Origin of the sequence: Nocardia sp. PE-7, assembly GCF_030486425.1 — a bacterium.
In the GTDB taxonomy this organism is placed as follows: Bacteria; Actinomycetota; Actinomycetes; order Mycobacteriales; family Mycobacteriaceae; genus Nocardia; species Nocardia salmonicida_A.
The window spans coordinates 3,917,403-3,943,628 of sequence record NZ_CP129614.1 but is presented as its reverse complement, the minus strand read 5'-3'; the positions used below and the strand labels follow the sequence as shown (position 1 = coordinate 3,943,628).

At 68.3% G+C, this 26,226-nt stretch carries 27 protein-coding genes; 19 read left to right on the top strand and 8 right to left on the bottom strand.

Translation table 11 applies throughout. The features are described from left to right. Positions 1-52: 52 nt before the first annotated feature. The 3 genes from QX204_RS18655 to QX204_RS18645 are packed head-to-tail and all read right to left on the bottom strand — an operon-like array spanning position 53 to position 2,276. On the bottom strand, positions 53-352 hold the full coding sequence (locus QX204_RS18655; RefSeq protein ID WP_301901024.1) for a DUF6412 domain-containing protein: 300 nt from the start codon (positions 350-352) through the stop codon (positions 53-55). 38 nt (positions 353-390) lie between these two features. Next, positions 391-1,386, bottom strand: a complete 996-nt coding sequence (locus QX204_RS18650; RefSeq protein WP_301901023.1) for a DUF4873 domain-containing protein — start codon at positions 1,384-1,386, stop codon at positions 391-393. Then, complete coding sequence (locus tag QX204_RS18645; protein WP_301901022.1) at positions 1,383-2,276, bottom strand: AurF N-oxygenase family protein; 894 nt, start codon at positions 2,274-2,276, stop codon at positions 1,383-1,385. Before QX204_RS18645 ends, QX204_RS18650 begins: the two co-directional genes overlap by 4 nt. A gap of 110 nt (positions 2,277-2,386) precedes the next feature. Between QX204_RS18645 and QX204_RS18640 the strand changes: the two genes are divergently transcribed. Beyond that, entirely contained in the window at positions 2,387-3,112 is a 726-nt protein-coding gene (locus tag QX204_RS18640) for a TetR/AcrR family transcriptional regulator (protein ID WP_301901021.1), read from the top strand. 1 nt (position 3,113) lies between these two features. Here the strand turns inward: QX204_RS18640 and QX204_RS18635 are convergent, their stop codons facing one another. Further along, the gene (locus QX204_RS18635) at positions 3,114-4,295 is read right to left on the bottom strand and encodes a DUF418 domain-containing protein (protein WP_301901020.1); all 1,182 of its coding nucleotides are present in this window, start codon (positions 4,293-4,295) and stop codon (positions 3,114-3,116) included. A 149-nt stretch (positions 4,296-4,444) separates the two neighbouring features. Here QX204_RS18635 and dop point away from each other — a divergent pair, with 149 nt between their 5' ends. The 5 genes from dop to pafA all read left to right on the top strand — a co-directional run bounded on the left by dop (position 4,445) and on the right by pafA (position 9,394). Then, positions 4,445-5,944, top strand: a complete 1,500-nt coding sequence (gene dop, locus QX204_RS18630) for a depupylase/deamidase Dop (protein ID WP_301901019.1) — start codon at positions 4,445-4,447, stop codon at positions 5,942-5,944. Between the two features lie 119 nt (positions 5,945-6,063). Then, a complete protein-coding gene (locus tag QX204_RS18625) occupies positions 6,064-6,258 on the top strand; it encodes a ubiquitin-like protein Pup (RefSeq protein ID WP_019047503.1) in 195 nt (64 codons plus the stop codon). Between the two features lie 65 nt (positions 6,259-6,323). After that, positions 6,324-7,100 carry a proteasome subunit beta gene (prcB, locus tag QX204_RS18620; RefSeq protein ID WP_301901015.1) on the top strand — a complete coding sequence of 259 codons (777 nt, stop codon included), beginning with the start codon at positions 6,324-6,326 and terminating at the stop codon, positions 7,098-7,100. Beyond that, the gene (prcA, locus tag QX204_RS18615) at positions 7,097-7,870 is read left to right on the top strand and encodes a proteasome subunit alpha (RefSeq protein WP_301901013.1); all 774 of its coding nucleotides are present in this window, start codon (positions 7,097-7,099) and stop codon (positions 7,868-7,870) included. The genes prcB and prcA overlap by 4 nt, the downstream gene beginning before the upstream one ends. A 165-nt stretch (positions 7,871-8,035) precedes the next feature. Continuing rightward, positions 8,036-9,394 (top strand): Pup--protein ligase, encoded by a 1,359-nt coding sequence (gene pafA / locus QX204_RS18610; RefSeq protein ID WP_194824832.1) that lies wholly within the window; start codon positions 8,036-8,038, stop codon positions 9,392-9,394. Between the two features lie 92 nt (positions 9,395-9,486). On the opposite strand, the gene QX204_RS18605 is transcribed toward pafA, so the two are convergent. Then, the gene (locus QX204_RS18605; RefSeq protein ID WP_301901010.1) at positions 9,487-10,122 is read right to left on the bottom strand and encodes a TetR/AcrR family transcriptional regulator; all 636 of its coding nucleotides are present in this window, start codon (positions 10,120-10,122) and stop codon (positions 9,487-9,489) included. Positions 10,123-10,251: 129 nt separating this feature from the next. Between QX204_RS18605 and QX204_RS18600 the strand changes: the two genes are divergently transcribed. Genes QX204_RS18600 through QX204_RS18575 form a run of 6 tightly spaced genes read left to right on the top strand, consistent with a single transcriptional unit; the run spans position 10,252 to position 16,504 of the window. Further along, positions 10,252-11,403, top strand: a complete 1,152-nt coding sequence (locus QX204_RS18600; protein ID WP_301901008.1) for an acyl-CoA dehydrogenase family protein — start codon at positions 10,252-10,254, stop codon at positions 11,401-11,403. 16 nt (positions 11,404-11,419) lie between these two features. Next, positions 11,420-12,172, top strand: coding sequence for a 3-oxoacyl-ACP reductase FabG (gene fabG / locus QX204_RS18595; RefSeq protein ID WP_301901006.1), 753 nt, complete (start codon positions 11,420-11,422; stop codon positions 12,170-12,172). Between the two features lie 16 nt (positions 12,173-12,188). Then, positions 12,189-13,346, top strand: a complete 1,158-nt coding sequence (locus tag QX204_RS18590; RefSeq protein WP_301901005.1) for an acyl-CoA dehydrogenase family protein — start codon at positions 12,189-12,191, stop codon at positions 13,344-13,346. Next, entirely contained in the window at positions 13,343-14,551 is a 1,209-nt protein-coding gene (gene pcaF / locus QX204_RS18585; RefSeq protein WP_301901004.1) for a 3-oxoadipyl-CoA thiolase, read from the top strand. The genes QX204_RS18590 and pcaF overlap by 4 nt, the downstream gene beginning before the upstream one ends. A 7-nt stretch (positions 14,552-14,558) precedes the next feature. Beyond that, positions 14,559-16,052 carry a long-chain-fatty-acid--CoA ligase gene (locus QX204_RS18580; RefSeq protein ID WP_301901003.1) on the top strand — a complete coding sequence of 498 codons (1,494 nt, stop codon included), beginning with the start codon at positions 14,559-14,561 and terminating at the stop codon, positions 16,050-16,052. Beyond that, a complete protein-coding gene (locus tag QX204_RS18575) occupies positions 16,049-16,504 on the top strand; it encodes a MaoC family dehydratase (protein WP_301901002.1) in 456 nt (151 codons plus the stop codon). Before QX204_RS18580 ends, QX204_RS18575 begins: the two co-directional genes overlap by 4 nt. Here the strand turns inward: QX204_RS18575 and QX204_RS18570 are convergent, their stop codons facing one another. The 3 genes from QX204_RS18570 to QX204_RS18560 are packed head-to-tail and all read right to left on the bottom strand — an operon-like array spanning position 16,505 to position 18,037. Beyond that, complete coding sequence (locus tag QX204_RS18570) at positions 16,505-16,891, bottom strand: VOC family protein (protein ID WP_301901001.1); 387 nt, start codon at positions 16,889-16,891, stop codon at positions 16,505-16,507. Positions 16,892-16,901: 10 nt separating this feature from the next. Continuing rightward, positions 16,902-17,708, bottom strand: a complete 807-nt coding sequence (locus QX204_RS18565) for a helix-turn-helix domain-containing protein (RefSeq protein WP_301901000.1) — start codon at positions 17,706-17,708, stop codon at positions 16,902-16,904. 23 nt (positions 17,709-17,731) lie between these two features. Next, on the bottom strand, positions 17,732-18,037 hold the full coding sequence (locus QX204_RS18560; RefSeq protein WP_301900998.1) for a thiamine-binding protein: 306 nt from the start codon (positions 18,035-18,037) through the stop codon (positions 17,732-17,734). Between the two features lie 101 nt (positions 18,038-18,138). Between QX204_RS18560 and QX204_RS18555 the strand changes: the two genes are divergently transcribed. From QX204_RS18555 to QX204_RS18525, 7 genes are all read left to right on the top strand, one after another. Further along, positions 18,139-19,134, top strand: coding sequence for a helix-turn-helix transcriptional regulator (locus QX204_RS18555; RefSeq protein ID WP_301900996.1), 996 nt, complete (start codon positions 18,139-18,141; stop codon positions 19,132-19,134). After that, entirely contained in the window at positions 19,131-20,114 is a 984-nt protein-coding gene (locus tag QX204_RS18550) for a helix-turn-helix transcriptional regulator (protein WP_301900994.1), read from the top strand. The genes QX204_RS18555 and QX204_RS18550 overlap by 4 nt, the downstream gene beginning before the upstream one ends. Beyond that, positions 20,111-21,139: a 2-dehydropantoate 2-reductase gene (locus tag QX204_RS18545; RefSeq protein WP_301900992.1), complete on the top strand. Its 1,029-nt coding sequence runs from the start codon at positions 20,111-20,113 to the stop codon at positions 21,137-21,139. The genes QX204_RS18550 and QX204_RS18545 overlap by 4 nt, the downstream gene beginning before the upstream one ends. A gap of 93 nt (positions 21,140-21,232) precedes the next feature. Next, complete coding sequence (tatA, locus tag QX204_RS18540; protein ID WP_301900990.1) at positions 21,233-21,505, top strand: Sec-independent protein translocase subunit TatA; 273 nt, start codon at positions 21,233-21,235, stop codon at positions 21,503-21,505. Positions 21,506-21,615: 110 nt separating this feature from the next. Then, on the top strand, positions 21,616-22,569 hold the full coding sequence (gene tatC / locus QX204_RS18535) for a twin-arginine translocase subunit TatC (protein ID WP_301900988.1): 954 nt from the start codon (positions 21,616-21,618) through the stop codon (positions 22,567-22,569). A gap of 3 nt (positions 22,570-22,572) precedes the next feature. Continuing rightward, the gene (locus tag QX204_RS18530; RefSeq protein WP_301900986.1) at positions 22,573-25,272 is read left to right on the top strand and encodes a DEAD/DEAH box helicase; all 2,700 of its coding nucleotides are present in this window, start codon (positions 22,573-22,575) and stop codon (positions 25,270-25,272) included. Between the two features lie 120 nt (positions 25,273-25,392). Then, positions 25,393-26,145 (top strand): DUF4333 domain-containing protein, encoded by a 753-nt coding sequence (locus QX204_RS18525; RefSeq protein ID WP_301900984.1) that lies wholly within the window; start codon positions 25,393-25,395, stop codon positions 26,143-26,145. The last annotated feature ends 81 nt before the right edge of the window (positions 26,146-26,226 follow it).

Genomic DNA, 26,226 nt, shown 5'->3' with positions numbered 1-26,226 from the left:
AGGGGAGTGGGATCACGAAATCCGACAGGCGGCGCCGACGGCGCGGCACCTGTCAGTGGTGATCGATCCCCGGTGCTCGTGGACGTGGACGACCGGCGGCATCCGGATTGCTCTGTCGCAGAAAGGAACCGCGCAATCGGCGCTGTGCCGACCGCGGGGGACCCGCGCACGCGACCCGAACCGGTAGCCGACTGCGGCCGGTGACCGCGACCAGCGCGCACACCATCGCGGCGGCGACAGCACCGAACGCGAGCATGCGCGTGGCCTCACCGCCGGGCGTGGAGATGAGCACGAAGGCGGGCAGCACGCACGCGAGAACCGCGTACGCCATCACCATCGCCCGTGCCTGCATGTCACCGAGCATACCGACGGAGTGTGTGCGAGCCGCTGCTACGCCTCGAGCGCGAAGGGCGGGGCGCCGATGCCGGTGACGCGGAGATTGCCCCACGGGTCGCGTTCGGTGAGGTGGGCGGCCGCGGGTTCGCGGCCGGGCAGGACGAGGAAGGCGGATGCTCGCGTCGGCTCGGGCAGGGTGGTGGTCTCGGTGGGATCGAGGCGGCCGTACCAGTGGTAGCGGCCGTCGATCGGGTCGAGGTGGCCGGTGAGGGTGGCGACGACGGAGTACTCGGCTCCGGGTAGATCGAGCAGGGCCGGTCCGGTGTAGTCGTGGTCCGGCTGCCGGTCGGCGGCGACGGTGATGTCGAAATGGTGGGGTTTCGGGCGGCCGGGGCGACGCATGCGCGACGTCGGGTCGAGTCGACGGTGGTATTCGTGCTGGGTGCTGGCCCGCACTTCGATCCGAGTGCCCGATTGCCGCTGAAGAGCGCGGACCCAGGTGGCCACGAGATCTACTCGGGCCGACTGGGCGAGCGACGGTTCCCGGACGGCGGGTTCGGTTCCGTTGACGAAGAACAGGTTCGGGAAGCCATGGGTCGCGATGCCGCGAAAGGTGACCGGAGTCGGCGACCACGCCGCGTCGAGTGTGCGGGCCTCGCGTCCCGTGACCGGCAGTCGGACCCCCTCGGTTCGGGCGCCGACGGGACGGTGTGCGGTGTCCGGTACCGAGCCGGTGCGGAGTCGCCCGGTGGTGTCGGCGGTCAGAATCACCACCCTCGCCAAGGCGGGCTCGTCTCCGGCCAGGTGGATCAGCCAGTGGTCCTCGTGCTCGTCGAAAACGAGTTCGTCGACGTCGATCAGGCGCCGGGGTACCGGCTGATTCTCGCGATACAGCCACCGGCGCCGAGGCTCCCTGCGTTGTCTGCCGATCGGGGATCGCGGCGGATGGACTGCTGAAACCGGTTCGTAGACAATCACTTCGGCGACACCGGCCGCCCGCAGCTTCCGCACGATCGCCCCGGATCCGGTGCCGATGACAGCGACGCTCACAGCAGGCCCACCGCCCGCCACCACCTGCGTCCGACCGCTCCGATCAGCCCGTGCTGACCCAGGAACGTCACCAGTTCCGCCGCCCCGGCCGCCCGGGATTCCCGCGCTCTCGGATTACCCAGTGCGGCTCTGCGTGCCTGTCGACCGTCGAGCCCGGCGCGAATGTAGAGGTGCCGGTTGGTGACCAGCGAGACGAACAGCGGCCCGGCCACCGCCACACACAAGCGGATATAGGCCCGCTCACCCGCCGACATCGCGGGCACTCGCCGAGCCAGCGCGTCCCTGGCGAAGCCGATGTGGCGGGCCTCCTCGGTGACGTGGACGCGCATGGCCCGCGCGACGATCGGCTGCAACTGCGGATCGTCGAGCATCCGCCGCTGCAGCGCGTCGAAGATCTCCTCACCGACCAGCGCCGCCACCCACACCATCGGGCCGTGCAGTACGGCGGGCAGTGCGGAGATCGCGAGCCGCGCCGCCGGACGCGGCCAGTACGGGCGGGCCTCGACGCGCTCGATGAGCTTGCCGAACATCATCATGTGCCTGCACTCGTCGGCCATCTCGGTGAGCGTGTAGTGCGAGGTCGCGGAGGTGGGGTCGCCGCGGAGCAGTTCGCGCAGCAGCAGTCGGTTGAGCAGGTTCTCGAACCAGATGCCGACCGAGAGCACATTGGCCAGTTCCTGGCGGGAGAGTTCGCGCTGCTGGTCGGGCGTCATCGCGTCCCACAGATCGGTGCCGTAGAGCGAGACGACGCGCGGGGGCAGGAACAGCTTCACCGGGTCGAGAGGTTCGGCCCAGTCGATGTCGACCACCGGGTCATAGGACTTTCGCACCGAGCCGATCAGCAGGCGCTGGGCGAAGGAATCGCGCGGGGAGGCGGTAGCGTTGGGCATCGCGGTCTCACTCTCGGCGGAACGTGCCACGCTAGGTGTTACAGCGTGTATCACCAAGGTTAGTGGAACGCTGTGTCACGGTCAATATCCGCACGGGTATCGTTGGCACTGTGACTGCACCATCCGCGCACGCCGATCAGACCGCCGCCGACGGTCGCGCCACCCGCTGGCACGGCCACAAAGAGCGCCGCCGCGCGGAGATGATCGACGCCGCCATCGAGGTGATCGAGGAACACGGTCTCGAGATCTCGGTGCAGTTGATCGCCGAACATCTGGCACTGCCTCGACCGGTGGTCTACCGCCATGTCGGCGGCCGGGCCGAACTCGACGCGCTGTCGCGGCAGCGGATCCTGGAACTGTTGCTCGCGGAGCTGCTGCCCGCCCTGCAGTCCGAGGGCTCGCTCAAAGAAGCCGTCCGCGGCGCCATCGGCACCTACCTCGGCTGGATCGAACGCCACCCGAATCTGCACCGCTTCCTCGGCGACGCGGCCCCGCAGGGCGCGCCGAGTCTGAGTGGCGCGGGCCGCGCGGTGGGCGGACAGCTCGCCGACATCTTCGCGGCCACCCTGGCTCGGTTCGGGATCGACCCGGCGCGTGGTCGGCCGATGGCATTCGGCATGGTCGGGCTCGTCGACGGTGTGGTGGCGAGTTGGCGCGCGGAATCGGAACCGGTCCTCACCACCGAGCAGGTGCAGGGCATTCTGACCGAGTCGGTGCTGTCGCTGTTCGAGGGCAACGCGCGCAGTCTCGGTGTTCCGCTGGAACGGGATTCGCTCATCGCCGACCTGCTCATTGCGCCGGACGCGGCCCCGCCGCCCGGCGAGCGACTGCGCTGACTCAACCGGCCAGCGCGCGATAGGTTCGATTCCACAGCCACTCCACGGGGCCGCGCTCGAATCGGCGCAACCACAGGTGGGCGAAGATGATGATCGCGGCGGCGACGAGTAGGTAGATCACCACGGTGAACGGCACCCTCGCCGAGTCGGACACCTGCGCCGCCAGGCCGAAACCCCAGCCGTAGCACAGCATTCCGGCGATCAGGTTCTGCAGGATGTAGCAGCTGAGGGCGGTGCGGCCGACCTCGCTCAGGCGGGTGCCCGTGAACCCGATGCGGGGCCTGTGCAGGTAGAACTCGGCGACCGCCGCCAAGATCGCGAGGGCGACGAACGGCGCCGTCCCGTAGCGCGTGAACAAGATGAAGTCGCCACCGCCCACGATGCCGACCCCCAGATCCAGCGGCGCGGCGATCGCGAACCCGATCACCATGAGGCCGCGGCGAATTCGCGCGCCCTCCGGCCGGAAGACGCCCGCGCGGAACAGCCGCGCGCCGACCAGGAACAGCGCGATCGACATCGGGAACACGAAGATCGGCTCGAGCCGGAAGATCAGGGCGTGGTCGATGCGGAACAGCACCAGATCCCAGAAGGATCCGTCGGCATAGGGATTCGGATCCAGCGGTGCGGAGTCGGCGCTCTCCTGTTGTGACGCGAAGGTCAAGGCTGCCGCGAACAACGTCAACATCGTCACGTGGACCGAGGCGGCGATGATCAGCCAACGGCGTTGTGCTCGTTCGCTTGTCGCGAGGATGTACGCGACCACCAGGCCGGTGAGCGCGTAGCCCATCAAGACGTCGAACTCCGCCACGAACAGGAAGTTCAGCAGGCCGTCGAGGAACAGCAGTCCCGCGCGGTAGGGGTATCTGCCGGGCCACGGTCGCCCTCCCCGCTGCGCCGACCCCTGCTGGATGGCGAGCCCGATCCCGAACATCACCGTGAGCAGGCCGAGGAATTTGCCCTGCGCGAGCTGCTGGAGCACCCGTTCGGACCACATCCAGGCGTTCTCGGGGGTCGCGCCGAGCTCGTCGAGGTAGCCGACCATGCCCGCCGGATCGGTGAAGATCCAGATATTGGTACCGAGAGTGCCCAGGATCGCGATGCCGCGCAGCACATCCAGCGCGATCATGCGAGCAGGCCCGGGCGCGGCGGGCGCTTCGGTGGCGGGTGCGACGGCGTCGGTCATGCACCGAGTATCGGCGCGACCACCGGCCCGGCGGATCGCTCACGAGGACGATTCCACGGTCCCCCTTGTGGGGGACGTTCCAGGCCTCCCACGGCCCCGCTGGGCGGAGATGCGGGTGCGGGTCGGGCCCGTCGCCTAGGCTCGTCTGCATGCAGCGCATCATCGGAATCGAGGTCGAATACGGCATCTCGACCCCCACGGAGCCGACGGCCAACCCGATCCTCACCTCTACGCAGGCCGTTCTCGCCTATGCCGCCGCCGCCGGATTGCCGCGGGCCAAGCGGACCCGGTGGGACTACGAGGTGGAATCCCCGCTGCGTGACGCGCGTGGATTCGATCTGAGCCGGATGAGCGGGCCCGCCCCGGTCATCGACGCCGACGAGGTCGGCGCGGCCAACATGATCCTCACCAACGGCGCCCGGCTCTACGTCGACCACGCCCACCCGGAGTACTCCGCACCCGAGGTCGTCGATCCGCTCGACGCGGTGATCTGGGACAAAGCGGGCGAGCGGGTGATGGAGGCGGCCGCCCGGCACGCCTCGAGCGTGCCGGGCGCGCCCCGCCTGCAGCTGTACAAGAACAACGTCGACGGCAAGGGCGCCTCCTACGGCACCCACGAGAACTACCTGATGAGCCGCGACACCCCGTTCAGCCACATCATCGCGGGCCTGACGCCGTTCTTCGTCTCCCGCCAGGTGATCTGTGGCGCGGGCCGGGTCGGCATCGGCCAGTCCGGCGACCACGCCGGTTTCCAGCTGTCCCAGCGCGCCGACTACATCGAGGTCGAGGTCGGCCTGGAGACCACGCTCAAGCGCGGCATCATCAACACCCGCGACGAGCCGCACGCCGACGCCGACAAGTACCGGCGGCTACACGTGATCATCGGCGACGCCAACCTCGCCGAGATGTCGACCTACCTCAAGGTCGGCACCACCGCGCTGGTGCTCGACATGATCGAGGGGGGCGAGGACCTCTCGGAGTTCCAGCTGGCCCGCCCGGTCACCGCCGTGCACCAGATCAGCCACGACCCGACGCTGCGCGCCACCGTCGCCCTCGCCGACGGTCGCGAGCTGACCGGCCTTGCGCTGCAACGGCTCTACCACGAGCGGGCCGCCAAGTTCGTCCACCGCGAAGGCAACGACGACCCGCGCGTGCTCGACATCCTCGACAACTGGGCGATGGTCCTCGACCTGCTCGAGCGCGATCCGATGGAGGCCGCGCACCTGCTCGACTGGCCGGCCAAACTACGTCTGCTCGAGGGCATGCGCACCAGGGAAGGGCTGGGCTGGGCCGCGCCCAAACTGCACCTGATGGACCTGCAGTACTCCGATGTGCGCCTGGACAAGGGGCTCTACAACCGGCTGGTCGCGCGCGGGTCGATGAAGCGGCTCGTCAGCGAGCAGCAGGTGCTCGACGCGATGACCAACGCGCCCACCGACACCCGCGCCTACTTCCGCGGTGAGTGCCTGCGCCGGTTCGGCGCCGATATCGCCGCCGCCAGTTGGGATTCGGTGATCTTCGATCTCGGCGGTGATTCGCTGGTGCGGATTCCGACGCTGGAACCCCGCCGGGGCACGAAAGCGCACGTAGGAAAGCTGCTCGACGCCTCGCGCACGGCCGCGGAACTGGTCGAACAGCTCACCCACTGACGCGGTGCGGGGCACGACCGCGCGACAATACGATCGCTATCGACCACCTTGTCGGATCGGCTCGGTAGGGTTGTGGGACACACACGATCATCGTGATGAGGAAGAGGAGGTCGGCTGCCATGGCACAAGAGCAGACCAAGCGCGCCGGGGGTGGCGACGAGGACGAGGGCCCCGAGGGCGTCGACGCGGCAGGGCAGGAACGCCGCGAGAAGCTCGCGGAGGAAACCGACGACTTGCTCGATGAAATCGATGACGTGCTCGAAGAGAACGCCGAAGACTTCGTGCGGGCATATGTGCAGAAGGGCGGCCAGTGACCCCAGGTGACCCCTTGCGCCTCCACGCGGGGCGGGCTCTCTCCTCGTTCACCGAACATCTCCGCATGCACGCTCCGGACCTGTTGCCCGCCAACAGGTTTCCGGCCTCGGATCTGACCGCGACGAAGGACCTGGCGCCGCACGGCACCACCATCGTCGCGGTCACCTACCGTGGCGGCGTGCTGATCGCGGGCGACCGCAGGGCGACCATGGGCAACCTGCTCGCCAGCCGCGACACCGAGAAGGTGTACATCACCGACACCTTCTCGGCGGCAGGCATCGCGGGCACCGCGGGCATCGCGATCGAAATGGTTCGGCTGTTCGCGGTGGAGCTGGAGTACTACGAGAAGATCGAAGGCGTACCGCTCACCTTCGACGGTAAAGCCAACAAGCTGTCGAAGATGGTTCGCGACAATCTGCCTGCCGCGATGCAGGGTTTGGCCGCGATCCCGCTGCTGGTCGGTTTCGACGACCAGATCCTCGACCCCGACCGGTCCGGTCGCATCGTGTCCTACGACGTGGTCGGCGGGCGCAGCGAGGAGCGGTTCGGCTACACCGCCGTCGGCTCGGGTTCGATGTTCGCGAAGTCGTCGCTGAAGAAGCTCTACCAGCGCGGCATCGATCAGGATCGGGCCCTGCGGATCGCGGTGGAATCGCTGTTCGACGCCGCCGACGACGACACCGCCACCGGTGGTCCCGACATGCTGCGCGGGATCTTCCCGACAGCGGTGGTGATCGATGCCGACGGTGCGGACGAGATCGGTGAGGATCGTCTCGCCGAGATCGCCCGCGGTGTGATCGCCGACCGGGAAGCCGCGGAAGAAGGGGGCGCCGTCCTATGACGCTGCCGTATTACGCCTCGGCCGAGCAGATCATGCGCGACAAGACCGAGCTCGCCCGTAAGGGCATCGGTCGCGGTCGCAGCGTGATCGTGTTGGTCTACGCCGACGGTGTGCTGTTCGTCGCCGAGAACCCCTCGGCGACGTTGCACAAGGTCAGCGAGCTCTACGACCGCGTCGGATTCTCCGCGGTCGGTAAGTACAACGAGTTCGAGGCCCTGCGCCGCGGCGGCATCCTGCAGGCCGACCTCAAGGGTTACCAGTACGACCGGCGCGATGTCACCGGGCGTGGGCTGGCCAACCTGTACGCGCAGACCCTCGGGTCGATCTTCACCGATCAGCTCAAGCCCTACGAGGTGGAGATCTGCGTCGCCGAGGTGGGTTATCCCGAACAGTCGCCGACCTCGGTGCTGTACCGGATCACCTTCGACGGGTCCATCGTCGACGAACGCGAGTACGTCGTCATGGGCGGCACCACCGAGCCGATCCTGACCCAGCTCAAAGCCACCTACAAGCCGGGTCTGTCCCTGGACGACGCGTTGAAGGTGGCGATCGGCGCACTGCTGGCCGGTCAGCCCGAAGCCGACAAGGACAAGCGTTCGCTCGGTGAGGCATCCCTCGAGGTGGCCACACTCGAGCAGCAGCGGCCGCGTCGGGCGTTCCGTAGGCTGCAGGGCCCGGCCCTGGAATCGGCGCTCGCCGCGTCCAAGTCCAAGCCCAAGCCGGTGAAAGAGGCGAAGCTGCCCGAACCCGACGACGACGCGGGGAAATAACCCACCGTCACGATCATGATCGGGCCTGCGAATCACTCCGGTTCGCAGGCCCGATCTCGTCGTGTGCGCGGCGGTCGTTCGCTGTCCGAATCGTTGTGAACACGTATGCGAATGGGATGTCAGGAGCGCCGCGCGCGCACTGGTCATGGCTGTAGTGTCGATAGTGTGCAGCGACGAATCATGGGGATCGAGACCGAGTTCGGTGTGACATGCACCTTCCACGGTCACCGTCGGCTGTCCCCCGACGAGGTAGCCCGGTACTTGTTCCGCCGGGTGGTGTCCTGGGGCCGTAGCTCCAATGTCTTCCTTCGCAACGGTGCCAGGTTGTACCTCGACGTCGGATCGCATCCCGAGTACGCCACCGCCGAATGCGACAGCCTGGTGCAGTTGGTCACCCACGACCGGGCAGGCGAGCGGGTACTGGAAGACCTGCTCATAGACGCCGAACAGCGCCTCGCCGAGGAAGGCATCGGCGGCGACATCTACCTGTTCAAGAACAACACCGACTCCGCGGGCAACTCCTACGGCTGCCACGAGAACTTCCTCGTGGTGCGCGCGGGCGAGTTCTCCCGGATCTCCGATGTGCTGCTCCCGTTCCTGGTCACCCGCCAGCTCATCTGCGGGGCGGGCAAGGTACTGCAGACGCCGAAGGCGGCCACGTTCTGCCTGTCGCAGCGTGCCGAGCACATCTGGGAGGGCGTCTCCTCGGCGACCACTCGCTCGCGCCCGATCATCAACACCCGCGACGAGCCGCATGCCGACGCCGAGAAGTACCGGCGCCTGCACGTGATCGTCGGCGACTCCAACATGGCCGAACCGACCACCATGCTCAAGGTGGGCACCGCGTCGCTGGTGCTGGAGATGATCGAGGCGGGGGTGTCGTTCCGCGATTTCGCCCTCGACAACCCGATACGGGCCATTCGCGAGGTCAGCCACGATCTCACCGGTCGTCGCCCCGTGCGCCTGGCCGGTGGACGTCAGGCCAGCGCCCTCGAGATCCAGCGCGAGTACTACGCCCGCGCGGTCGAGCACCTGCGCAACCGCGATCGCGATCCGCAGGTCGACGCGGTGGTGGATCTGTGGGGTCGCACCCTCGACGCGGTCGAGGCGCAGGACTTCGCCAAGGTCGACACCGAGATCGACTGGGTGATCAAGCGCAAGCTGTTCCAGCGCTACCAGGACCGCTACAGCATGGAGATGTCGGATCCCAAGATCGCCCAGCTGGATCTGGCCTATCACGACATCAAGCGCGGTCGTGGTGTGTTCGACCTGCTCCAGCGCAAGGGTCTGGCCAAGCGGATCACCGAGGACGACGCCGTCGACGCCGCGGTGGACACCCCGCCGCAGACCACGCGGGCCAAGCTGCGCGGTGACTTCATCACCGCCGCCCAGGAGGCGGGCCGCGATTTCACCGTCGACTGGGTGCACCTCAAGCTGAACGATCAGGCGCAGCGCACGGTGCTGTGCAAGGATCCGTTCCGATCGGTCGACGAGCGCGTCGACCGGCTGATCGCCTCGATGTAGGCGAACCCCTCAGACGGGGGGACCACGACGGAACCGGTGGCGCATGGGAGCGATCGCGTAGGCGCCACCGGTTCCCTCGTGTGTAGGGCGGCTCAGTCCGCGGTGACGACCGTCGCGTACGTGGCATTGAGCCCGGCGATGAACGCGGTGAGCGCCAATTCGAAACTGTCGTCATCGATTTCGTCGGCGATCGCGCGCAGCAGATGCGCCTGGTTCAGGTGCGGGTACCGGTCGCGGTAGACCTGCACGTCGTCGGCGAACCCGCCGGCGAACGAGCCGACCGTCGAACCCATGACCAGGTAGCGGGTGGCCGCGCCGATCATGGTGGCGTAGCGCGGCGGCCAGCCCGCACCGACCAGACCGCCGTGTACGGCGTCGGCGGCGCGGAGATTCTCGGCGCGGCGCCCCGGGCCCGTCGCCAGGTACGGCACGAAATTCGGGTGGGTGGCCAGTGCCGCGCGATAGCTGCGCGCCCAGTCCGCGAGGGCTCGGTCCCAGCTCACCGTGTCGAAGGCCGAGGTGTCGACGAGGCTCATGACCCCGGCGGCGATGTCGTCGAACAGTTCGTCCTTGTTCGGGTAGTGGCCGTAGAGCGAGGCGGCCTGCACGCCGAGTTCGGCGCCCAGCTTGCGCATGGAGACCTCGGCGAGCCCGTCGCGGTCGATCAGGACCAGCGCGGCGTCGCGAATTCGCTCGCGGCTCAACAGCGGTACGCGCGGCCTCGCCATGCGCTCCTCCATCTCTCGTCGGGGAATCGAACGGTATCACCGATGCCGAAAACGACCCTTGATTAACCGAACAGCGTTAGGATACGGTGCCCGAGTAAACCTAACGCCGTTTGGTTCAGGAGTCGTTCCGTGGATTTCCAGCTCACCCCCGCGCAGTCCGACCTGCGCGAACTCGCCCGCACGTGGGTGGACAAGGAAGTCGTGCCGTATGCCGCCCAGTGGGATCGCGACGAATCGGTGGATCCGGAGATCGTCGGCAAACTCGGTGCGCTGGGCTTCCTCGGCATCGGGATCGCCGAGGAATACGGTGGCTCCGGCGGCGACACCTTCGATTACTGCCTGCTGCTCGAGGAGCTCGGGCGCGGCGACAGCGCGGTGCGCGGCATCGTGTCGGTCTCGCTCGGCCTGGTCGGCAAGTCGATCGCCGCGTACGGCACCGAGGAGCAGAAGCAGCGGTTCCTGCCGGGAATCTGCGCGGGTGCGCAGCTCGGCTGTTTCGCGCTGACCGAACCCGGCACCGGCTCGGATGCGGCGAACCTGGACACCCGTGCGACCCGTGACGGTTCGGACTGGGTCCTGTCCGGCACCAAGATCTTCATCACCAATGGCACCTGGGCCGATCACGCGCTGGTTTTCGCGCGGACCGGCGGCCCCGGGCCCAAGGGCGTCACGGCGTTCGTGGTGCCGACGGACGCACCGGGATTCGGCCGGACCGAGATCAAGGGCAAGCTCGGCCTGCGCGGCCAGGCCACCGCCGAACTCGTCCTCGACGGGGTTCGGGTGCCCGACGCGCTGCGCCTGGGCGAGGAGGGGCAGGGCTTCCGGATCGCGATGGCCGCGCTCGACAAGGGCCGCATCGGGGTCGCGTCCGGGTGCGTCGGGCTGGCGCGTGCCTGCCTCGAAGCCGCGGTGCGTTACGCCGGTGAGCGTGAACAGTTCGGCAAGCCGATCGCCGGCTACCAGCTCGTCCAGGAACTGCTGTCCGATATCGCCGTCGACGCCGATGCCGCACGGCTCCTCGCCTGGCGCGCGGCCGATCTCGCCGACCGCGGCGAACCTTTCGGCACCGCCGCGTCGATGGCGAAGTTGTTCGCCTCCGAGGCCGCGGTCTCCGCCGCCAACAACGCGATCCAGGTGTTCGGCGGCTACGGCTACATCGATGAATACCCCGTCGCCAAGTATCTGCGCGATGCCCGCGTGTTGACCCTCTACGAGGGCACCACCCAGATCCAGAAACTGCTCATCGGGCGCGCCCTCACCGGCGTGAATGCCATTGTCTGACACAGGAGTACGACCCATGATCCACCGAACAGCCCTCGTCACCGGGGCGGCCCGCGGCATCGGCGCGGCGACCGCCGCGCGGTTGGCCGACGACGGATTCGCCGTGGCCGTCGTCGATCTCGACGCCGACGCCGCGGTACTGGCCGCCGGGCAGATCAACGCGGCGGGCGGCACCGCGATCGGCCTCGGCTGTGACGTCGCCGACGAGGCGCAGGTAGCCGCCGCCGTCGCGCGCACCGTGGCGGACTTCGGCTCGCTCGACGTGCTCGTGAACAACGCGGGAGTGCTGCGCGACAACCTGCTGTTCAAGATGTCGGTCGAGGACTGGGACACCGTCATGGCGGTGCACCTGCGCGGCGCGTTCCTGTGCTGCAAGGCCGCGCAGAAACACATGGTGGACAACGGCGGCGGCGCCATCGTCAACACCTCGAGCGTCTCGGCGCTCGGCACCCGTGGTCAGGCCAATTACGCGGCGGCCAAAGCCGGCATCCAGGGCCTGACCCGCACGCTGGCCATGGAACTCGGCCCGTTCGGGATTCGCGTCAACGCGGTGGCACCCGGCTTCATCGCCACCGAGATGACCGCGGCCACCGCGGCGCGCAGGGGGATGAGCGCCGAGGAACTGCAGGCGAAGACCGCCGAGGTCACCCCGCTGCGCCGGGTCGGCCTGCCTGCCGATATCGCCAATGTGGTCGCCTTCCTCGCCTCCGACAATGCCGGGTTCGTCACCGGACAGACCGTGTATGTCGACGGCGGACGTCGTCTCTAGATTTCGGAGAACCATCATGCAGAGAACAGTTTTCAACGACGAGCACGAGGCATTCCGCAAGACCGTGCGCGCGTTCATCGAATCGCAGGTCGCACCGGTCTACGACCAGTGGTACGACGCGGGCATCGTGCCGCGCGAGTTCTACGGCAAGCTGGCCGATCTCGGGGTGTTCGGGATCGAGGTGCCCGAGGAGTACGGCGGCGCCGGCATCGAGTCGTTCAAGTTCCAGGCGATCCTGCTGGAGGAAACCACCCGCGCCGGTGTGTCTTTCGGCGGTTCGGGCGTGCACGTGGGCCTGTGCCTGCCGTATCTGAAGAACCTGGCGACCGAGGAACAGAAGCAGCGCTGGCTGCCGGGGTTCGTCTCGGGCGAGATCATGTTCGCGATCGCGATGACCGAGCCCGGCACCGGCTCCGACCTCGCCGGAATGCGGACCACCGCACAGCTTTCCGAGGACGGCACGCACTACGTGCTCAACGGCGCCAAGACATTCATCACCGGTGGTGTGCACGCCGATCGGGTGATCGTGTGCGCGCGGACCGCCCCTGCCTCGGACGCCGATCGGCGGCACGGCATCTCGCTGCTCGTCGTCGATACGAGCTCGCCGGGCTACGCGGTGGGCCGCAAGCTGGACAAGCTGGGGCTGAAGGTGTCCGACACGGCCGAGTTGTCGTTCACCGACGTGCGGGTCCCGGTCTCGGATCTGCTGGGCGAGGCCAACGAGGGTTTCCGCTACCTGGGCCAGAATCTGCCCCAGGAACGGCTCTCGATCGCGCTCGGCGCCTACGCCCAGGCCAAGGCGGCGATCCGGTTCACCCTCGAGTACACCAGGGGCCGCAACGTTTTCGGTCAGCCGGTCGCGCAGTTCCAGAACACCAAATTCGAACTGGCCGCCTGTCAGGCCGAGGTCGACGCGGCCGAGTCGGTCGTCGACCGGGCGCTGGAGGCCCTCGACCGCGACGAGCTCACCGCCGCCGACGCGGCCTCGGCCAAACTGTTCTGCTCGGAGGTGGCCTCGCGGGTGATCGACCGCTGCCTGCAGTTGCACGGTGGCTACGGCTACATCAACGAGTACCCGGTGGCCCGCCTGTACGCCGACAACCGGGTCAACCGGATCTACGGCGGCACCAGCGAGGTGATGAAGATGATCATCGCCAAGGACATGGGCTTGTGACGGGCGCCGCGTATCTGGTCGACGGCGTGCGGACGCCGTTCGGCCGGTACGGGGGCGCGTTGGCCGACGTGCGCCCCGACGACCTTGCCGCGCACGCCATCGCGGCGCTGGTAGCGCGCCTGCCGAGCGTGGACTTCGGCGCCGTCGACGACGTGGTGTTCGGCTGCGTGAACCAGGCGGGCGAGGACAATCGCAATGTCGCGCGGATGGTGGCCCTGCTGGCCGGGTTGCCGGTGACCGTGCCCGGTATCACCGTCAATCGGCTGTGCTCGTCCGGTCTGGACGCCGTGGGCTCCGCGGCCAGGGCGATCCGGTCCGGTGACGCGGACCTGGTGATCGCCGGTGGAGTGGAATCGATGACCCGGTCGCCGTATGTGCTACCGAAAAGTGGTGCGCCATGGGATCGTTCGGCGCAACTGGCCGACACCACGATCGGCTGGCGGTTCGTGAATCCGCGGATGCACGAGGCGCACGGCACGGACACGATGCCCGAAACCGCCCAGAACATCGCCGACGAGTACGGCATCGCGCGCGCCGATCAGGACGCGTTCGCGTTGCGCTCGCAGCAGCGGGCGGCGCGGGCGATCGACCGGGGCAGGCTGGCGCGTGAGATCACCGCGGTGCCGGTGCCGCGGCGGCGCGGTGCACCGGTGCTCGTCGATCGGGACGAACATCCGCGCGAGACCAGTGCGGAGTCGCTGGCGGCGTTGCGGGCGGTGGTGCCCGGCGGATCGATCACCGCGGGCAACTCCTCGGGGATCAATGACGGCGCCGTGGCGTTGCTCCTGGCCTCCGAGGACGCGGTTCGTCGATACGGTCTCACCCCGCTGGCACGGGTCGGGGCGGTGGCCGCGGCCGGTGTCGCGCCGCGAACCATGGGTATCGGGCCGGTGCCCGCCGTCGAAAAGCTGCTCGCCCGAACAGGGTTGGGAATCGGGGAGATCGACGTCATCGAGCTCAACGAAGCCTTCGCCGCGCAGGCCCTCGCGGTGTCGCGTGGGCTCGGCCTGCCCGACGACGCCGAGCACGTCAATCCCAACGGCGGTGCGATCGCGCTCGGACATCCGCTCGGTGCCAGCGGTGCGCGGCTGGCGCTCACCGCCGCACTCGAACTCGTCGACCGCGACGCGCGCCACGCGATCGCCACCCTGTGCGTCGGGGTGGGACAAGGCCTCGCTGTCCACCTCCATCGCTTCGAACACTAGGAACACCATGAACGCCACTCTTTCCCTGGCGAGCATCCTCGCCGAACCGGCCCGTCGCCGACCGAACCACCTCGCCCTGATCGAAGGCGACACCCGCATCACCTTCGCCGATCTGTGGCGCCAGGCCCGCGAACAGGCCGGCGCTCTGATCGCGCGTGGGGTGAAACCCGGTGACCGGGTCGGGCTGCTGTGTCCGAACACGGCCGACTTCCCGCGCGCCTACTTCGCCATCCTGGCCGCGGGCGCGACGGTGGTGCCGGTGCATCTGCTGCTCACCGCACCGGAAATGGAGTACGTGCTGCGCGACAGCGGCGCCTCGTCGCTGATCTGTCATCCGATGGTCGCGGCCACGGGCGCCGAAGCCGCCCGCAACGCGGGCATCGAGGTGGTGGCGCCCGAAGAGCTTGTCGGCGAGGCGATCCCGAACTTCGTCTCCCGTGGTCCCCTCGATACCGCGGTCGTCTTCTACACCAGCGGCACCACCGGAACGCCCAAGGGCGCCGAACTCAGCCATCTCAATATGGTGATGTGCGCGACGGTGAACACCTTCGACGCCAACGAGATCCACCGCGACGACATCGCACTCGGCGCGCTGCCGCTGTTCCACGTGTTCGGGCAGACGGTGTCGATGAACTCGCACTGGCGGGTCGGCGGCACCCTGGTGCTGATGCCGAGATTCGATGCGGCCGCGGCTATCTCGCTGATGGCGGCCGAGCGGGTCAACCTGTTCCACGGTGTGCCCACCATGTATCTGTCGCTGATCGAGGCGGCGGCATCGGCACCGCGATTGCCGGAGCTGAAACTGTGTATCAGCGGTGGAGCCGCACTGCCCGTGGCCGTGCTCGAGGAATTCGAGAGCGTGTTCCACGCGCCGGTGCTCGAGGGATACGGCCTGTCGGAGACCTCACCGACCGCCGCGGTGAACCAGCCGTGCTTCGGCACCGAAGCGGGCACCGTGGGACATCCGGTGTGGGGAGTCGACGTCGAGATCGCCGATCCCGCGATCGCCGATCGCATCGAATTGCTGCCCATCGGCGCCGTGGGTGAGGTGGTGGTGCGCGGGCACAACGTGTTCAGCGGCTACACCGGCAGGCCGGAGGCGACCGCGGCGGCCGTGATCGACGGCTGGTTCAGGACCGGCGATCTCGGCACTCGCGACGAAACCGGCCGGGTGCGCATCGTCGACCGGATCAAGGAGATGATCCTGCGCGGTGGCTTCAACGTCTATCCGACCGAGGTGGAAGCGGCCCTCATGCGGCACCCGCACATCGCGCAGGTCGCGGTGATCGGCGTGCCCGACCCGCATTACGGTGAGGAGGTCGTGGCGGTCGTCGTGCCGGACGGCACGGTGACCGAGCAGGAAGTGATCGACTTCGCCAAGGCGCAGGTCGCGAAGTACAAGTACCCGCGCCGCGTCGAATTCGTCACCGAGCTGCCCCTCGGACCCACCCACAAGGTTCTCAAGCGCGAACTGCGCCAACGTTTCGGAGGAGCGGCATGACAACGGATTTCGCCGATTTCGACGCCGTGCGCGCCGCGGTCGGAACCGAACTGGGCCCCAGCGAGTGGGTCACCATCGACCAGCGCCGCATCGACCTGTTCGCCGAGGCAACCGGCGACCACCAGTGGATCCATGTCGACGCCGAACGCGCCGCCGCGGGCACCTACGGCGCCACCATCGCCCACGGGCTGCTCACCCTGTCGCTGATCGTGCCGATGACCCAACAGATCATGAGCGTCAGCGCGGCGACGGTCGGCATCAACTACGGCTTCGACCGAGTCCGTTTCCTCAGCCCTGTCCCCGTCGACAGCCGCATCCGCGCCCATCTCACCCTCACCGAGGTCACCGAGGTTCCCGGCGGCGTCCAGATCCATCGCCACGTCACCGTCGAACTCGAGAACGCGCCCCGCCCGGCGTGTGTGGCCGATTCCATCGCCCGCTTCCTCCTGTGATCAGCGGAGTTCTCCGCTGATCACCCAGAGATGGCCGAACGGGTCCTGCACCCGGCCCTGGCGCTTGCCGTAAGGACGGTTCTCGACGGGGATCACCAGCTCGGCGCCGTAGCGCACCATCCGGTGCGCTACGGCGTCCGGGTCGGCAACGGTGAGCTCGAGCAGCACGGGCGAGCCGCCCAGCGCTCGGGGATCGGACCACCCCCACTGCTCGACACTCTGCGCCAGGGCGAAGACGCCGGCGTCGAGCATGAGTTCGGCATGGTTCACCACGCCGTGGTCGTCGGCGACTCGAAGACGTACCTCGGCTCCGAGCGCCTCGGTGTAGAAGGTGATCGCTGCCCGCGCATCGGCGACCAGCAGCTTCGGGACCAGGTGGTTGTTCATCCCTCCATGCTCACCGAGCGGGGCGTTGTCGGCCTTGTAGATTTCGGCCCTCTTCGTCGAGCCACTCGGTAGGCGTGGTGTTCATGAGGTCGCGGAAGTCGTGCACGAGGTGGCTCTGGTCGTGGTAGCCCGACTCGGCTGCCACCTGGGCCCAGGTGGCAGCGCCTGTACCCGCACGGCCCACCGCGGACTCCATCCTGGCCACGCGCGAGGCGAACTTCGGGGTGATCCCCAGCGAGCGTCGCATCACGTGGCGCAATCGCCGGGGGCTCAGGTGCACCTCGTGCGCGAGATCGTCGACCGAAGCCGTCCCGCTACCGGCTCGGATCAGCTCCAGCGCTCGGTAGGCGTCGTCGGCTCCGGTGTCGGGATCTGCCCGGTACAGGTGGTCGAGAAGCCGGATTCGCAACAGCGTCTCGCGGTGACCGACCGGATGGTCGGCCAACTCCTCGCACAGCGAGTTCACCCACGGCACAACCGCATCGGCGATCACCCCGCCCGCGTCCACTTCGCTCGGCGGCATGCCGATCAGCCTGCGCAAAGCCGTGGCCGACAACTCGACATAGGCCGTCGGCTGCCGTGGCAGCAGTGTCGTGACCGGCGTCGCGATCCCGGGCCGCATCAATCCGGCCACCACCGCCTGGGCGTTGAGGGTCCGTCCGTCGTAGTCGACCACGATCGGGGCGCCGAGGCTGACGACCAACCGCGCGGACAGCGTGGGAACGGCGCGATGGGGACGAGCGCGACCGACGTGCTCGCTGAGCGCCACCACGCCGATGCCCGCGGCACGGCATGTCCGACGGAGGTCCACCGTCACATTCTCTCATCCACCGACCGGGACTATCCCTCGGCGAGAAGGCGCTCGACGGTTTCGACCTTGGTGTTCATGGCGTCGGTGACGCCGGGGCGCAGGTCGGCCTTGAGAAACAGACTGCAGCGCGGGGCGGTGGCGAGGATGGCGTCGGTGGCGGCCTTGATCACCGCCATCACCTCGTCCCATTCGCCTTCGATGGTGGTGAACATCGCGTCGGTGTGGTTCGGGAGGCCGGAATCGCGGACCACGCGAACGGCCGCGGCGACAGCCTCGCCGACCGAGCCGTCGGCGTGGGCGGAACCGCTGGGGGCGACGGAGAAGGCGACGAGCATCGTGGGTCCTTTCGGTGGGTGGCGTTGTCCATGGTCCCCGGCCGCGGCGCAACTGTGCGCCGACGCGCGGGGGAGAGGGCGCGACCATTACCCTCTATCGGGTGGCGATATCCAAGGTCGAGCGGCTGATGAATCTGGTCATCGCGCTGCTGTCGACCAGGCAGTTCCTGAGCGCGGAACGTATTCGCGCCAGTGTGGCCGGTTACGAGGACTCCGCGACCGACGAGGCGTTCAGCCGGATGTTCGAGCGCGACAAGAATGAACTGCGTGATCTGGGCATCCCCTTGGAAGTCGGTCCGGTGGGAAGGTTCTCGACGCTCGAGGGATACCGGATCAACCGGGACGCCTACGAGTTGCCCGATATCGACCTGTCCAGCGAGGAAGCCGCAGCGGTCGCCGTCGCGGTGCAGATGTGGGCCTCGCCGGAATTGGCGGGGGCGGCCGAGGGCGCGCTGTTGAAGTTGCGCGCGGCCGGAGTCACCGTCGAGACCGACAACGTGGGGGTGTCGGTTCCCGCGGTGCCCGCACGCACCCGCGGCTCGGAGCCGGTGCTGCGCGAACTGCTCGCGGCGATCGACGCGGGGCAGGCGGTGCGTTTCGGCCACCACAGCGCCGTCACCGATCCGTTCGTGACCCGCGATGTCGAACCGTGGGGCGTGGTGACTCGGCACGGGCGCTGGTACCTCGTCGGGCACGACCGCGAACGCGACGCCGTGCGTACGTTCCGGCTGTCGCGGATCGGCGGTCAGGTGCGGCCGTACGGTCCGGTCGACGCGGTGCACAAGCCCGCGCACACCGACCTGCGCGCGATCGTCGACCGGGTCACCGGCGACGCTCCCGTCACCGGGTCGGCCACCGTGTGGGTCGCCAAGGGCCGTGGGCGCGAATTGCGACGCATCGGCACCGAACTCGAGACCCGCGATCTGGGCGGTCGCCCCGGCTCGGTGCTCGAGCTGCCGGTCCGATCCAGGGACTGGGTGGCCCGGTTGATCACCGGCCTCGGCCCCGATGTCCTCGTTCTCGAACCACCGGAACTGCGCGCCGATGTGATGGACCGGCTACGGTCGGTACTCGACCACACGGAGGTCACGTCGTGAGTTCGCGCCTTTCCCTACGACTTTCGCGCCTGCTGAACATGGTGCCGTACTTACTCGCGCACCCGGGTATCAGCGCGGCCGAGGCCGCCGCGGAACTGGGAGTCACCACCAAACAGCTGATGAGCGATCTCAACCAGCTGTGGATGTGCGGTCTGCCGGGCTACGGTCCCGGCGATCTGATCGATCTGTCGTTCTCCGAGGAGAGCATCGAGGTCACCTTCTCGGCCGGGATCGAACGGCCGCTGCGGTTGACCTCCACCGAAGCCACCGCACTGCTGGTGGCCCTTCGCTCGATCGTGGAGATGCCGGGCATGGTCGACCCGACCGCCGCGCACGCCGCCATCGCCAAGATCGAATCGGCGATCGCCAGCACCGATGCGGTGGTCGCGGGCAAACCGGTCGAGGTCCCCGTCGAGAAGCCGGTGGTCGCGACCGTGCGCGCCGCGCTGGCCGACGCGCGGGCCCTGCGCCTGGTCTATTACTCCGCCAGCCGCGACGAGGTGTCCGAACGCATCGTCGACCCGATTCGGGTGGTGCTGGTCGACAACAACAGCTACCTGCAGGCCTGGTGCAGGCAGGCCGAAGGCGTTCGCCTGTTCCGGTTCGATCGGATCGAGGACGCCACCGAACTCGACGAACCGGCCCACGCGCCGAGCCACGCCGCCACCGACGCGGCCGCACTCGACCTGTTCCAGGACGACCCCGACGTGCCGCTGGCCCGGCTGCGGATCCGCGCCGACTACGCGTGGGTGCTCGACCAGTACCCCATGCACCGGATCGAATCACGCGCCGACGGCAGCATCGAGGCCGGGATGCGCTTCGCCTCGCCGGACTGGATGGCCCGGCTGCTGCTCGGCTTCGGTACCGGCGTCACCGTGCTCGGGCCACCGGAACTGGTGTCGGCCGTGCGCGGGCGCGCCGACGCCGCCCTGGCCGCCTACGCGGCTGCCGGACTCGTGGGGGAGACCGAACCCGCGTGAGTCAGCGAGTACTGGTCCTCGGTGCGGGCAGCGTCGGGGTCTTCATCGGCGGTCATCTGGCCGCGGCGGGCATGGAAGTGATCTTCGTGGGCCGCCAACGGATCCTCGACGACATCGCCGAGCACGGCCTGCACCTGACTGACCTGGACGGCGGTTCGACCGAGGTCGCCCCCGACCGGTTCGGTCTCGCGCTCGAACCGGACGAACCCGAGTTGGCCGACCTGGTCCTGGTGACCGTGAAATCGGCCGACACCGCCGCCGCGGTTCGTGCCGTCGCGGGCCGATTACGCCCAGGCACGCCGGTCGTGAGCCTGCAGAACGGCATCGGCAATGCCAGCGTGATCAGAGAGATCCTGCCGACCAGCATCGCCTTGGCCGGGATGGTGATGTTCAACGTGGTGCACAGCGGTCGCGGGTGTTTCCACCGCGCCAGCGATGGTGACGTCGCGATCCAGGACGACAAGGTCGTCGACCGCTTCGCCGACGGTTTCCGGGCGGCGGGGCTGCCGCTGCGCCGCCACCGCGACCTGCGTCCGGTGCAATGGGCCAAGCTCCTGCTCAATCTGAACAACCCGATCAACGCGCTGTCGGGCAGGCCGTTGCGCGAGGAGCTCGCCGAACGCGACTACCGCCGCTGCCTCGCCCTCGCTCAGTCCGAAGCCCTCGCCGTGATGAACACTGCGCGAATTCGACCCGCGCAGCTCACGCCCGTTCCGCCCGAGTTGATGGTGCATCTGCTGCGTGTTCCCGACTCCGTCTTCCGGCGGGTGTTCGGCCGGGTGCTCGCCATCGACCCGCTCGCGCGCTCATCGATGGCCGATGACCTCGCACTCGGCCGGCGCACCGAAATCGCGTGGCTGTGTGGGGAAATCGTGCGTCTCGGGGAGATGGTGGGACACCCCACCCCAGTCAACCGGCGGTTGACGGAACTGATCCGGATCGCCGAGGCCGGCGACACCGCGCGGTTCACCGGAAGCCGATTGCTCGCCGAGCTGACGGGGGCGGCGGCCGCTGTCTCGGGTTGAACGCATGACGAACACCGTCGCGGCTGGCCGATCATCGCGGTGCGATGACAGGTAGCATCGGTAATCACCACAGTCTTTTGGAGGTATCTGATAATGGGCACGTTCAGCTGGACGCACCTGCTGATCATCGCGTTGCTGTTCGTTCTGCTCTTCGGCGCGAAGCGGCTTCCCGACGCGGCACGCGGTCTGGGCCGCTCGCTGCGCATCTTCAAGAGCGAGGTCGGACAGATGCAGGCGGAGTCGGCGACGTCCGACGCACCGCAGACCACCACGTCCACCCCCGCGCCGCCGCAGCAGTTGTCCGCGTCGGCCCCGCAGCCGCAGACCCCGATCGTCGAACCGCAGCAGGGCCACAAAACCCTCTGATCTCGGCCATCACTCCGGGACGGTTACCACCGCCCCGGGGCGAAGTGCTGTCTGGTCAGAAGTTGCCGCCGAGCATCCGCCGAACCGAGGGTTAGAGGCCACCACCCACCATGCGCATCCCGTTCGATCCCCGGCGCACCAAGCGCAGGACGAATCCCGACGGCACCATGTCGTTGGTCGAGCACCTGCAGGAACTGCGCACCCGGCTGCTGCTCGCGCTGGCCGCGATCGCGGTGACCACCCTGATCGGCTTCTTCTGGTACGCGCACACTCTCTTCGGCATGGAGAGCCTGGGCGAAATCTTGCGTGGCCCCTACTGCGCGCTGCCCGCATCGGCGCGCGCGACCCTGACTCCCGACGGCGCCTGTCGACTGCTCGCTACCGGACCTTTCGACCAGTTCATGCTCCGGTTGAAGGTCGGGTTCACCGCCGGTGTGGTGATCGCGACGCCGTTCTGGCTGTATCAGCTGTGGGCGTTCATCACCCCGGGGCTGTATGCCAAGGAACGCAAGTACGCGGTCGGGTTCGTGGTCACGGGCTCGGTGCTGTTCGTGACGGGCGCCGTGCTGGCCTATGTGGTTGTCTCGCACGCGTTGTCGTTCCTGATGACCATCGGTGACAATGTCCAGATCACCGCACTGAGCGGTAATCAGTACTTCGGGTTCATCATCCAGTTGCTGATCATCTTCGGCGTGAGTTTCGAGACGCCGTTGATCATCATCGGGCTGAACCTGGTCGGGGTGCTGCCCTACACCAAGCTCAAGGCCTGGCGGCGCGGGATGATCTTCGGCCTGTTCGTCTTCGCCGCGATCGTCACCCCGCAGGACCCGTTCTCCATGCTCGCGCTGGCGATCGCGCTGACCGTGCTGTTCGAGTTCGCGGTGCAGTTCGCGCGGTTCAGCGATGCCCGCAAGGCGCGCAGGGAGGCGAAGGAGGGCTGGGGCCCGCTCGACGACGAACAGGCCTCGCCGCTGGAGAACCCCGAACCTGTGGCGGCCACCGATCCGGTGGGCGAGCCGGAGAAAACCACGCGCCCGGTGTCGGACTACTCCGATACGCTCTGAGGGGTGACCGACACTCCGGGGCTGCCCAGCGAACTGGCGAAATTCGCCGGTGAAATCTCGTTCGATCTGGACCCCTTCCAGAGCACCGCGTGCGCGGCGTTGGAAGACGGGCACAGCGTGCTCGTCTGCGCTCCCACCGGTGCGGGCAAGACGATCGTCGGTGAGTTCGCCGTGCACATGGCACTCGCCTCGGGCGGAAAGTGCTTCTACACCACGCCGATCAAGGCGCTGTCGAATCAGAAGTTCGCCGATCTCACCGCCCGCCACGGCCGCGACAGCGTCGGCCTGCTCACCGGTGACCAGTCGATCAACCCCGGCGCGCCGGTGGTCGTGATGACCACCGAGGTGCTGCGCAACATGCTCTACGCGTCCTCGGACTCGCTGCACGGACTGTCGTATGTGGTGATGGACGAGGTGCACTACCTGGCCGACCGATTCCGCGGCGCGGTGTGGGAGGAAGTGATCCTGCACCTGCCGCCGGATGTACGACTGGTGAGCCTGTCGGCGACGGTGTCCAATGCCGAGGAATTCGGCGCGTGGATGGAAACCGTGCGCGGCGACACCGCGGTGGTGGTCGACGAGACCAGGCCGGTGCCGCTGTGGCAGCACGTGATGGTCGGTCGGCGGATGTTCGACCTGTTCGACACCAAGTCCAGCGATCGCAAGGTCGTCGTCGACGAAGATCTCGTCCGGTTCATCCGTCAGCGGGAGAGCGCAGACCGGATGCACGGCTACGGCGGGCCACGCGGTCGCGGTGGTCGCGGTGGCAACTTCCGTCCGCTGCCCCGACCCGACGTCCTCGCTCGTCTCGACGAGGAGAACCTGCTGCCCGCGATCACGTTCATCTTCAGCCGCGCGGGCTGTGACGGCGCGCTGGCCCAGTGCCTGCGCGCCCGGCTGGATCTGAGTCGCCGCGGTGAGACCGAGCGGATCGACGAGATCATCGACAAGCACACCGGCGATCTGCCCAAGGGCGACCTGGAGGTGCTCGGCTACTGGGAGTGGCGCGAGGCGCTGCACCGCGGCCTCGCCGCCCATCACGCGGGCATGCTGCCCGCGTTCCGGCACACCGTCGAGGAACTGTTCGTGCAGGGGCTGGTGCGCGCGGTGTTCGCCACCGAGACCCTGGCGCTCGGCATCAACATGCCCGCCCGCACCGTGGTCCTCGAACGCCTGGTGAAGTTCAACGGGGAAACCCACGCCGAGCTCACCCCCGGCGAATACACCCAGCTCACCGGCCGCGCGGGCAGGCGCGGCATCGACGTCGAAGGTCACGCGGTGGTGCTGTGGCAGCCCGAGGTCGACACCAGTGCGGTCGCCGGCCTCGCCTCCACCCGCACCTATCCGCTGCGCAGCTCGTTCCGGCCCGGCTACAACATGTCGATCAACTTGATCGACCGCATGGGCGCCCAGGAGGCTCGCACCCTGCTCGAACGCTCGTTCGCCCAGTTCCAGGCCGACCGGTCGGTGGTGGGGCTCGTCCGTGGCATCGAACGCAACGAGGGCGCGCTGCGCAAGCTGGAGAGTCAGCTCGGGGGCGTCGGCGGCGATTTCATGGAGTACCTGTCGCTGCGCGACCGGATCAAGCAGCGTGAGCGCGATATCCAGCAGCAGGGCCGAGCCGATCGGCGCGGCGCCGCGGTGAAAGCGCTGATCGGCTTGCGTCGCGGTGACGTGGTGTCGATCCCGGTGGGCAAACGTTCCGGGCTCGCGGTGATCCTCGAACCCGACCAGACGCCCGGCGACCCGCGTCCACTGGTGCTGACCGAGGACCACTGGGCCGGGCGGGTGTCGGCGGCCGATTTCCCGGAGCCCGCCGAAGCGCTCGGGCGGATGGATCTGCCGCGCCGGGTCGACCACCGAACCGCCCGCATCCGTCGCGATCTGGCGTCGGCGTTGCGCGGCACCGGGATCTCGGCTCCGCGCAGGGGCAAGCGCAACGACCGTGTTCGCGGCGGCGAAGATCGTCAACTCTCGACGCTGCGACGCAGCCTGCGATCCCATCCCGCCCACGATCGTCCCGATCGCGAGCAACTGAGTCGCACCGGCGAGCGGTATTCGCGGCTCGCCCGCGAAACCGAGACGATGCGCCAGAAGGTTGCCGCCACCACGAACTCGTTGGCGCGCACCTTCGATCGGATCGTCGGGCTGCTCGAGGAACGCGGGTTCGTCGCCCACGGTGAGGTGACCGCCGACGGCAGGCGACTGGCCCGGATCTATGCCGAAAGCGATCTCGTGGTGGCCGAGGCCTTGCGGCAGGGGCTGTGGCGCGGACTCGGGCCCGCCGAGCTCGCCGCGGTGGTATCGACGCTGGTCTACGAATCGCGCCAGGAAGCCGGTCTGCTGACCCCGGCCGGGCCGACCGATCCGATCCGCCGGGCGATCGCGGCCACCATCGAAGTGTGGTCGGACCTGCGCTCCGATGAGGCGCGGCACAAGCTTCCGCCCACCCGCGAACCCGATCTGGGGTTCGTCACCGGGGTGTACAAATGGGCGCGCGGTGACGCGTTGGCCGAGGCGTTGCTGGCCAGCGGCGACCAGGGCACCACGATGTCGGCGGGCGATTTCGTGCGGTGGTGCAGGCAGGTGATCGACCTGCTCGATCAGATCCACAACACCGCCGACGACCCCGAGGTCGCGTCCACCGCGGCCAAGGCGGTGCGCGCTGTGCGGCGGGGTGTCGTCGCGGTGGACGCCGCGTAGTCGGGACGTCTGTGATTTGATTTCTTCGCGTACCGACCGTGAGGCGGATGTCGTGCGAATGCGGCAGGCCCGGCGCGGGGGGCTACCGTATGGACTAATAATGCGAGTGGAGGCGAGTGGATGAGCGGCCCTTACGGACCGAACAACCCCGGGGAGGGGAACAACGATCCCACCCAGCACTGGGGGGGTCAGCAGGGGGCCGGTGGCGCCGGTCCCACCCAGCACTGGGGTGGCGCGCAACAGCCGCCGCAACAGGGCGCCCAGCCCACCCAGCAGTGGGGCGATCCGAGCAATCAGCAGCCGCAGCAGCAGTGGGGACAACAGCCGCAGCAGCCGCAGCAGCCATGGGGTCAGCAGCCGCAGCAGGGTGGCGTGCCGCCGCAGCAACCGACCGGACCGCAGCAGCAGTGGGGTCAGACCCAGCCGCCTCCGCAGGACTGGAACAACCAGGCCGCCAACGCGCAGCAGCAGTGGGGCCAGCAGCCCCCGCCGCAGCAGCAGTGGGGCCAGCAGCCCGCACCGCAGCAGCAGTGGGGCCAGCAGCCGCAGCAGTCCTCCGGTGGCAAGAGCAAGGGTCTGATCATCGGGCTCGTCATCGCGGGCGTGCTCGTGGTCGCCGCGGTCATCGGCCTGCTCCTTGTCGTGTTGTCCTCCGACGAACTCGACAACGTGGCCGTGCAGGACGGTGTCTCGCGCGTGCTGAAGGACTCCTACGGCATCGCCGACGTCTCCGATGTCAGCTGCCCCTCCGGTCAGGCGGTGGAGGTCGATGCGACCTTCACCTGCGACCTGAAGGTCAGTGGTGAGGCGAAGAAGGTCACCGTCAAGATCACCAAGGACGACGGCACCTACGAGGTCGGCCGCCCGAACTAAGCGCTCGCACTACGTTTTCCGGGCCGTCCGCGACTACGCGGGCGGCCCGGTGTCGTCGACCGGGTAGACGGCGGCTCGCCG